The organism is Sulfuricaulis sp. (assembly GCF_040901545.1).
Lineage (GTDB): Bacteria > Pseudomonadota > Gammaproteobacteria > Acidiferrobacterales > Sulfurifustaceae > Sulfuricaulis.
The window spans coordinates 1-9,630 of sequence record NZ_JBBDYL010000002.1 but is presented as its reverse complement, the minus strand read 5'-3'; the positions used below and the strand labels follow the sequence as shown (position 1 = coordinate 9,630).

Below are 9,630 nucleotides of genomic sequence, written 5' to 3'. Positions count from 1 at the left end.
GCAAAGGTCCTGCGGACCTTTGCGCCCCGGCTTGCAAGCGAAGCAGGATTGCGGAGCGCAGAAAGTCCGAGTAATACTAGTCCCGAGCCAATAGACCAATACGGCCCCATGAGGCCGCTTTGTTTTATTCAACCGGGACTGGGATGAGAACCTAAAAGGTTTGATCCGCCGTGCCGGAGTGAGACACAACGGTCGCGGCACCCCGAGTCGCCGTCTCCCGTATCGGTTTGCTCATTGATGGCAAACCTTGTCGATCAAGCGAGGCAAAGCCGGTCATGCTTAGAACCGGCTGATCAGGCGAAGGCAGCGTAACCAGTCCGAAAAGCGAAGTATCCCTCCCACAGTTTTAAGAGTGACAAGCCACCATGATTCCAGCTTCAATCCAGCTTGAGACCGTAGTGAATTCATGTGGAATTGCGCGTGTTTTTTTACCTCATGCCTGATTGGGCCAAGGTCACAAAACATGGCCACTTGTTGCAAAATAGATACATATTAATCTTTTGTGGTAGATATACATAAATGAGTTGCATATCCGCAAAAAGCTGTGCTATACATAGCCCAAGCGCAAATAGAATTGCGTGCGAGTAATTACTCTTAAACAACCTTCATTCCAGGAGGAATCGATGAACAAGAAGCTTCTTATCGCCGCTGTCGGCGCAGCACTGGTCGCCGGACCGATGCTCGCGGCGCACGCGGCCCCCACGGTCTACGGCAAGTTCAATGTCGGTATCGCCGCCGTCGATAACGGCAACAGCGCCAATGGCGATACGCTGGGCGTGACCGACGACTCATCCCGTCTCGGCGTCAAAGGCTCCGAGGATCTCGGTGGCGGCCTCAAGGCGGTCTACGGGATGGAACTGCTGTACGATGTCGACGACAACACCGGTGTATCGGGCGCCGGCCGCAGCGTGTCCGTCGGCCTGCAGGGCAGTTGGGGTACGTTTCGGGCCGGTCATTATCAAACCTACTACAAAAAAATCCAGTTCCCGGCTGAAATCATGGGCGACTCCATCGCCGACTGGTCGACCAACGGCTGGCAGGGCGATTCCCGGATCCCGAATGCGATCGGCTACCAATCACCAACCTGGAGCGGTTTCACGTTCGGCGTAGAGTCCTCGCGCGGTGAGACGGGTCTATCGACCGAATCGAACCCGACCACGATCGCCGCCTCGTTCACGAGCGGACCGTTCTATATCGGCGTCGGCTTCGAGGACCGAGACAATCAGGGTGCCACGGGTCTTGACAAGACCAACAAGGTCGTCGCGACGTTCGATATCGATGCGTTCAAGATCGTCGCGGCGATGCAGACCCAAGATGCCTTGGGCGGGAGCACCGAAGTTGACACCACCGTGCTCGGCGGCCAGTACAGTTTCGGCAATAACGCCGTCATGGTCACCTTTGCCCAGCACGACTCATCGGTCGCCAACGCGGATTGCGATCAAACCTCCGTCGGTTTCGCGCACAAGCTGTCCAAGCTGACCACGGTGCGTGCGATCTATTCCTCGATCGATAACGAGTCGGCCGCCGTCTGCCAAGGCCGCATGATCGGCGCCGCCAGCCTCGGTTTGGGCGCACCGACTGCCGGCAGCGATCCGAGCGGTTTCCAGGCTCAGATCGTGCTGAACTTCTAAGCACGGCTAAATCACCAATAACTAAAGAAGCAACACACGTGAACGGGGCCTTCGGGCCCCGTTTTTTTATTTCAGCAGCAAATAAAAGGTGCAAGATACAAGAGGCAAGTAAAACTTCCGGCCTTGCGCTCGCCTAACCTTGTAACTTGCTGCGTGTATCTTGTATCTTGCGTCTGAATTTATGATCAAAATCGGCATTATCGGCGGCACGGGATATACCGGCGTGGAATTGCTGCGCCTGCTCGCGGCGCATGCGCAGGCGGATCTGCGGGTCATCACCTCGCGCGGCGAGGCCGGGAAAAAAGTGGCAGAGCTTTTCCCCAGCCTGCGCGGACATCTGGACCTGGCCTTTTCCGCCCCGGATCCGAAAACCCTTGCCGGTTGTGACGTGGTGTTTTCGGCCACGCCGAACGGCGTGGCCATGACGCAGGCGCGCGCGCTACTTCAATCCGGCGTGAAACTGATCGATCTGGCGGCCGATTTCCGTCTGAGCGATGCCGCCGTATGGAAAACGTGGTACGGCATGCCGCACGCCTGCCCCGAGCTGCTTGCCGAGGCCGTCTACGGATTGCCTGAAATGAACCGCGACAGAATCAAAACCGCCCGCCTGATCGCCAATCCCGGCTGCTACCCAACGGCGGTGCAACTGGGTTTTCTCCCGTTGCTGGAGCAGGGACTGGTGGATACGCAGCATCTCATCGCCGATGCCAAATCGGGCGTGAGCGGGGCCGGGAAAAAGATTGAGGCCGATCTCCTGTTCTGCGAAGCGGCGGATAACATGAAGGCCTATGCCGTCCCCGGCCACCGCCACTTGCCGGAAATCTGCCAGGGTCTGGATGCCGCGTGCGGCACTTCGGTCAAGCTCACCTTCGTGCCGCATCTGACCCCGATGATTCGCGGCATCCACGCGACGCTGTATGCCCGACTGACCAAACCGGGGACCGACCTGCAGGCGTTATTCGAGCAGCGCTACGCGCGTGAACCGTTTGTGGATGTCATGCCCCCCGGCAGTCATCCCGAAACGCGCGCGGTGCGCGCCGCCAATCACTGCCGGCTGGCGGTGCATCAACCGCAAGGCGGTGACATCGTGGTGGTGTTGTCGGTGATCGACAATCTGGTTAAAGGGGCCGCCGGGCAGGCGGTCCAGAACATGAACATCCTGTTCGGTCTCGACGAGCGCACCGGGCTGGATCATCCCGCGGTACTACCCTGATGTCTTCGAGCCCTTGTGATCGGTCACCGGTCAGACTATGTTCAGATGAACCCGACGGACTTTCCCGATGATTGATTTAAACAAGCCCGGCGACCTGGTCATCAAGCCGCGATACTCGCCACGCATCAAGCTGCTGTTGACGGTGATCCTGGCGGTGGCCCTGCTCGCGCTGGCGGGACTGATCTACAACTACGGACTGAATCGCGCCGGCTTCGAGCGCGAGTCGGCCGAGCAGGCCCAGCGCGCCTTGCAGGAGGATATCCGCCAGCTGCGGGAAAAAAATCAGGAGTTGCAGGAGTCGCTCGCGCGCGCGCAACGCACCGTGCAGATGGATCAGGCGGCGTACCAGGATCTTGACAAGTCCTTGAAGGCCTCCGCGCAGGAGATCGTCAAACTCCGGGAGGAACTGAATTTTTACCGTAATATCATTTCACCGGTCGACAAGAAAACCGGTCTGCGGATTCAGAATCTCGCCATCGAACCAATCGGTACCTCGAATCAATTCCGTTACAAGCTGGTGCTGATCCAGGCGTTGAAGCACGAAAGTACCGTGCACGGACGCGCCAGTTTCGAGATCAGCGGTATTCAGGTCGGGGAAGACGCGGTGGTCCGGGTGCCGGCCGCGAACGAGCGGCCGATACCAGTGAACTTCAAGTATTTCCAGGATATCGAAGGAAAACTGGAACTGCCGCGGAATTTTCAACCCAAGCGAATCAAGGTCATAATCACGACCGTGGGCGGAGCCTCCATGGCGGAAGCCACCTATAACTGGCCGCTGGTATAATCCCTCCGGTGAGGATCGGCCGACCACCGGTCAGGAGGGGCATGCCGCCGACGCGGTCGCGGCTACAATTAAATACATCAAGGAGGGATAGCGAATGTTGAGTTCTTTGGGTAAAACTCCCGCGGAGAAACCGTGCAATACCATTGATACGCTGATCGGCGTGAAGAGCGAGCTGAAAGGCGATATCGTGTTTTCCGGCGGGCTGCGCATTGATGGGAAAGTTCGCGGCAATATCACCGCCAAGGGCGATGCCAACAGCACGCTGGTGCTGAGTGAACACGCCGTCGTGACCGGAAATGTTACCGTGCCGCATATCATTACCAACGGATCGATCAAAGGGAATGTGCGTGCCGCCGAACGCATCGAGCTTCAAACCAAGTCGGAGATTGTCGGTGACGTTTATTACAAAGTGATCGAAATGGCCTTGGGGGCCGTGATCAACGGCAATCTGGTGCGTGAATCCCTCGACGGAAACCGTGACGGCAAGGGAGTCGTTACCCGGTTGAAAACCGCGACTGAAGGCGAACCGGATGCCGAGGACTAGTTTTGTTGACCGATCCGGTCAAGTAGTAGGATAATATGTTCATTGTCGAATGTTGAATAATGCGCTTTGTGGAGAAAGATGATGAGTGCTGCCATGCCTGAAATGCCGACACCCTTGATGTTCACCGACAACGCGGCGAAAAAGGTGAAACAACTGATCGAGGAAGAGAAAAACCCCGGGCTGATGTTGCGGGTGTTCGTCTCCGGCGGCGGATGCTCCGGGTTTCAATACGGATTCACGTTCGAAGAGAACGCCAATGAAGACGACACCCGCGTGGAAAAAGCCGGCGTGACCCTGCTGATCGATCCACTGAGCTTCCAGTACCTGGTGGGCGCCGAGATCGATTATCAGGAAGGCATACAGGGCTCCCAGTTCGTGATCAAAAACCCGAACGCCAAGACCACCTGCGGCTGCGGTTCATCCTTCAACGCCTAAAAGAAGAAGTAGCAAGTTTCAAGTCGCAAGTAGCAAGAATGGAGGCATTTGCCTCCTTTCTTCTTTTCACAGATTTCCTTGCCACTTGTTACTTGCCACTAAGCTTTATATATCCCGCCGAGAATGACCGCGCGCTGTGCCCCGGTGACCGAGGGCAAGTTGCCCGGCCGTCCTTCCAGCGTCAGATGGGCCAGCCAAGCGAAGGCCACCGCCTCCACCCAATCGGGATGCAGCCCGAGCGCCTCTGTCGTGGCTGTCGGCATTCGGGAAAAATGCACCTTCAGCGCCGACATCAGTTCGCGGTTGTGTGTCCCGCCGCCGCAAACGTATGTTTCCCGGGTTTGTGGCAGGAAGCGACGTACCGCCTCGGCGATGGTCTGCACCGTCAAGCGCACCAGCGTTGCCTGGACGTCGGCTGCGGAGGGTTTGGGCTGGATTTTCTCCAGGTGTTCGGTGAGCCACGCCAGATTGAAATGCTCGCGCCCGGTGCTTTTTGGCGGCGCAACCTGAAAGTAAGGATCCGTCAGCAGTCGTTCCAGCAAGGTTTTCGAGAATTTCCCGCTGGCCGCCCATTGTCCCGCCTCATCGCGGTCGCGGGCATTGTGATGGCGCACCCAGAGATCGAGCAACGTGTTGCCCGGGCCGGTATCAAAACCGCTTACTGGTTTGTCGCCGTCGGCAGGAAGGTAGGTAATATTGGCGATCCCCCCGATGTTGATGATGACGCGGTTGACCTTAGGTGAATGAAATAATTTCCGATGCAGCACCGGAACCAGCGGCGCTCCCTCTCCGTGCACCGCGATATCGCGCGCGCGAAAATCCGCCACGGTGGTTACGCCGGTGCGTTCGGCGATGACGGACGGATTGCCGATTTGCAGGGTGAACGGATGATCGGCGCGCGGGCGATGGCGCAGCGTCTGACCGTGGCAGCCGATGGCGCGGATATTCTTTTTCTCCATGCCCGCCTGGCGCATGACGGCATTGGCGGCATCGGCAAACAGCTCGCCGAGCGCCATGTCCAGTTGACCCAGGCGTTCGATTTCGCCGCCGCCGCCCAACATCAGGGAATAAATTTTATTCCTGATTCCGGCGGGGAAGGGGATGGCGTGGGTCGTAACGAGTGTCAGCCGGTCGTCAGCAGAGACGGAGATAAGCGCGGCGTCAATGCCGTCCACGCTGGTTCCCGACATCAGTCCGATGTAATTCATAACGACAGTTTCAAGTAGCAAGTTTCAAGTAGCAAGTGGTTTTTCTTGCGACTCGCTACTTGCCACTTGCCACTTGAGCCTTGCGACCGATGACATCCAGTCGCTCAGTCCAGGTTTTAACGATCCGCGTGAAATCGTCTCGATGTTCCTCCGCAATGAGCGTGGAACCTGCAAAACGGAATGTCAGCGGATTGCGGTGGACGCCATCGACCTGAAACTCGTAGTGCAGGTGAGGACCGCTGGCCAGGCCCGTGGCGCCGACGTAACCGATGGTTTGTCCCTGTTCCACGAAACTGCCGACGTGGAGGCTGTTATTGAACCGGGACAGATGGGCGTACACGGTGCTGTAAGTTGCGCTGTGACGGATGACGATGCGTTTGCCGTAACTTCCGTTCCATCCCATGACCAATATTCGTCCGGAGGCCGTGGCGCGGACCGGTGTCCCGACGGGGGCGGCGTAATCCACGCCCTTGTGCGCCCGCCACGTCTTGAGAATCGGGTGAAAACGCCCACGGGTGAAGCGCGAGGTGATGCGGCTGAATTCCACCGGCGTGCGCAAAAACGGTCGGCGGACACTGGCACCGTCTGGCGCGTAGTAAGTGGTATAGCCGTTGACATCGCGGTACGCGAATGCGCGAAAGATATTTCCCTGGTTGATGAATTCAGCGGCCAGAATCGGCCCGTCGGTCACTTTCTGTCCACGCCAGTATTTTTCTTCGTGTATCACTGAAAAACTGTCGCCACGCCGCAGGTCGAGCGCGAAATCGATGTCCCAACCGAAGATTTCGGCGAGTTTCATGATCTGCGCGTCGGAAAGCCCGGCTTCCTGTCCGTCCTCGAACAACGATGATTCGATAGTGCCGGTGACGTGAGCAATCCGCGTTTCGAAACTGCGGATTTCTTTGGTGAGTTCCAGGCGGTCGGCGCGACGAAAGATATGAAATACCTCGCCGGGTTCCGTCTCATAGGCGAGTTCCTGCCATGGTCCGCCGGGGTCGGCGCGAAGCCTGAGTGTTTGCCCGGGGCGCAAGTGTCGAAATATCCGGGCTTCGGGGTTGGTCTGAATCAAACGGCTGATCTCATGATCATCGTGGCCTTGCTGCCTCAGAATGGAAGACAGGGTATCGCCCTTCCGAACCACGGTTTCGAACCATGTATGGCTGGCGGGCGACTCGCCGCCAACGACGGAATGTTCTGTACGGTTTGCCTCGATTGGTTTGGATGTAACCTCCAGCAAGATTGCTTGTACCGGAGCGTGAGACGTTCGTGTATTTTCCGGATATGTATCCACTTGGCTCGGAATGATTGCGGCAATGGTAACCGTAGTAAGCACCACGGCGAGCACCAGCAGCCAGGCCGCTCTCGGGGGGATTCGTTCCGGCGGTACCGTTCCAAGTCGCCGCGGCACAGATTTTAGATATCGAAGAATTCTCTTGGGCAAGGGCATCTGACCTTGGTCAATATTAAAATCGTAGCCACAAGTCTAGACCATGGGTACGTTGGCTGGAAACGGTTAAAGCAACCCGCATGCCTTGGCCGGACGCCTATGGTAACCTTTGCGTCGAAAATAACCGCCTAACAATTTGGGAATAATTTCATGACTGTGGCCAGTGATGCGCTGCGTATCATCAAGCGCGGCACCGAAGAGATTCTGCTCGAATCGGAACTCGCCGAGCGTCTCATCTCCGGGCGCCGGCTGCGCGTGAAGGCGGGATTTGATCCCACTGCACCCGACTTGCATCTTGGGCATACGGTACTCATCAACAAACTGCGTCAATTCCAGGACCTTGGACACGAGGTTTTGTTTCTCATCGGCGACTTCACCGGCATGATTGGTGATCCCAGCGGCAAGAACAGCACACGCCCCCCGCTGTCACGCAAGGATGTGATCGAGAATGCGCGCACATACAAGAGTCAGATTTTCAAGATTCTTGATAGAAAAAAAACGCGTATCGAGCTTAACTCCAAATGGCTCGGGAAAATGAAGGCTTCTGACGTGGTTAAGCTTGCATCCCAATACACGGTTGCCCGCATGCTCGAACGTGACGACTTTTCCAAGCGCTATAAGGGTGGACAGCCTATTGCGATACATGAATTCCTCTATCCGTTGATACAGGGTTATGACTCGGTGGCGTTGAAAGCGGATGTCGAACTCGGCGGCACCGACCAAAAATTCAATTTACTTGTCGGCCGTGAACTCCAGAAGGAGTTCAGTCAGCCACCGCAAGTAATTATTACGATGCCTTTGCTGGAAGGCACGGACGGAGTCAACAAGATGTCGAAGTCGCAGGGTAATTATATCGGCATCAACGAGCCGGCCGATGAAATGTTCGGCAAACTCATGTCGATCTCCGATACCTTGATGTGGCGTTATTTCGACCTACTGTCGTTTGAACACCCCGACAAAATTTCTTCGATGAAGCGTAGTGTCGAAGAGGGCGTTAATCCACGCGATATCAAGTTTGAGCTGGCCAAGGAAATTGTCAGCCGTTTTCATGGCGGAGCCAAAGCGGGCCGTGATGCGATGCAAAATTTCATTGCGCGCTTCCAGCAAAAGGAGATGCCGACGAATATTTCTGAGATTGAACTTGCCGGTAATGGCCGGGGACTGGCCTTGACCCGGCTGCTCAAGGAAGCCGGTCTCACCGCGAGCACCTCAGAGGCCATGCGTCTGATTAAACAAGGGGGCGTGCGCATCGACGGCGAGAAGGTGGATGACCCGGCGCAGGAAATCCGTCCCGGACAATCCCATGTTTTTCAGGTCGGCAAGCGGAAATTCGTACGTGTCCGCATAAGTTAGGGAAAATCTAAAATTGACTGAAAACCGCAGGCATCCGCGAAGCCAAGTCCGGCTGAATGTTGAACTGGCCTTTCCCGGAGGCCGTACAGAAAGGATGATGACGCGAGACCTGAGTGTTGGCGGTTTTTTCGTTGAAACAAAGGGGCGTGAATTGCCTTCGATCGGTACTCCGCTGACCGTTACCTTCCTATCCGCGCCACATCATTCCGATCCGTATTCCCTGCGCGCGCGAGTACAACGGCAGACTCCGGGTGGATTGGCCATGATTTTCATAGACTTCAGTCTGGACGACCTCCGGTTTATTGAGGCACTGCTTATCCCCTGATATCGGGCAAATAGAAAATAAACCCATAAAACCGGGTTATCTGAGTCTATTTATTCATCCTTCCGAACACTGCCTGGAGGGCGTAAAATAGCTTGGATCAAGCGTTGACGCAGGGGGTGGCGCGCGTATAATGCGCCTCCCTTGGGCCGGTACAACCGTATCGGCCTTCGCTCTTTAACAATTCAAGATCAAGTAATTTGTGTGGGCGCTTTTGTCGAGCCTGGTCATCCAATGAAAGGTGACCGATGCCTGCCTTCAAACGCAGCGCGTTCGGTCGCATGAAGTTTTCGTTCCGGAAACGGAACAACGAAGTTTATTTGGAGAGTTTGATCCTGGCTCAGATTGAACGCTGGCGGCATGCCTAACACATGCAAGTCGCACGCGAAAGCGGGGCAACCCGCAAGTAGAGTGGCGGACGGGTGAGTAACGCGTAGGAATCTACCTCGTAGTGGGGGACAACCCGGCGAAAGCCGGGCTAATACCGCATACGATCCACGGATGAAAGCAGGGGACCCAGCACCAAAGCCTTTTGCCGAAGTTGGCTAAAGGAAAATTTGGTTGAGAGGCTTTGGTGCTGGGCCTTGCGCTATGAGATGAGCCTGCGTCGGATTAGCTAGTTGGTGAGGTAACGGCCCACCAAGGCGACGATCCGTAGCTGGTCTGAGAGGATGATCAGCCACACTGGGACTG

The 9,630-nt window shown here is 56.4% G+C and carries 9 protein-coding genes and 1 rRNA gene; 8 read left to right on the top strand and 2 right to left on the bottom strand.

Annotation, left to right across the window (positions count from 1 at the left end):
• Positions 1 to 623: 623 nt before the first annotated feature.
• From WD823_RS00070 to erpA, 5 genes are all read left to right on the top strand, one after another.
• Complete coding sequence (locus tag WD823_RS00070) at positions 624 to 1,631, top strand: porin (RefSeq protein ID WP_368427441.1); 1,008 nt, start codon at positions 624 to 626, stop codon at positions 1,629 to 1,631.
• 181 nt (positions 1,632 to 1,812) lie between these two features.
• Entirely contained in the window at positions 1,813 to 2,844 is a 1,032-nt protein-coding gene (argC, locus tag WD823_RS00065; protein ID WP_368427440.1) for an N-acetyl-gamma-glutamyl-phosphate reductase, read from the top strand.
• Positions 2,845 to 2,911: 67 nt separating this feature from the next.
• The gene (locus WD823_RS00060; protein WP_368427439.1) at positions 2,912 to 3,628 is read left to right on the top strand and encodes a DUF6776 family protein; all 717 of its coding nucleotides are present in this window, start codon (positions 2,912 to 2,914) and stop codon (positions 3,626 to 3,628) included.
• A 94-nt stretch (positions 3,629 to 3,722) separates the two neighbouring features.
• Positions 3,723 to 4,172 (top strand): polymer-forming cytoskeletal protein, encoded by a 450-nt coding sequence (locus tag WD823_RS00055; protein WP_368427438.1) that lies wholly within the window; start codon positions 3,723 to 3,725, stop codon positions 4,170 to 4,172.
• Positions 4,173 to 4,253: 81 nt separating this feature from the next.
• Entirely contained in the window at positions 4,254 to 4,607 is a 354-nt protein-coding gene (gene erpA / locus WD823_RS00050) for an iron-sulfur cluster insertion protein ErpA (RefSeq protein ID WP_368427437.1), read from the top strand.
• 98 nt (positions 4,608 to 4,705) lie between these two features.
• On the opposite strand, the gene WD823_RS00045 is transcribed toward erpA, so the two are convergent.
• On the bottom strand, positions 4,706 to 5,815 hold the full coding sequence (locus tag WD823_RS00045; protein WP_368427442.1) for an anhydro-N-acetylmuramic acid kinase: 1,110 nt from the start codon (positions 5,813 to 5,815) through the stop codon (positions 4,706 to 4,708).
• 55 nt (positions 5,816 to 5,870) lie between these two features.
• Entirely contained in the window at positions 5,871 to 7,223 is a 1,353-nt protein-coding gene (locus WD823_RS00040) for a peptidoglycan DD-metalloendopeptidase family protein (RefSeq protein ID WP_368427436.1), read from the bottom strand.
• Positions 7,224 to 7,412: 189 nt separating this feature from the next.
• Between WD823_RS00040 and tyrS the strand changes: the two genes are divergently transcribed.
• The 3 genes from tyrS to WD823_RS00025 form a co-directional block, all read left to right on the top strand.
• The gene (gene tyrS, locus WD823_RS00035; RefSeq protein ID WP_368427435.1) at positions 7,413 to 8,615 is read left to right on the top strand and encodes a tyrosine--tRNA ligase; all 1,203 of its coding nucleotides are present in this window, start codon (positions 7,413 to 7,415) and stop codon (positions 8,613 to 8,615) included.
• A 13-nt stretch (positions 8,616 to 8,628) separates the two neighbouring features.
• Positions 8,629 to 8,940, top strand: a complete 312-nt coding sequence (locus WD823_RS00030) for a PilZ domain-containing protein (protein WP_368427434.1) — start codon at positions 8,629 to 8,631, stop codon at positions 8,938 to 8,940.
• 314 nt (positions 8,941 to 9,254) lie between these two features.
• A 16S ribosomal RNA gene (locus tag WD823_RS00025) occupies positions 9,255 to 9,630 on the top strand; the annotation flags it as partial.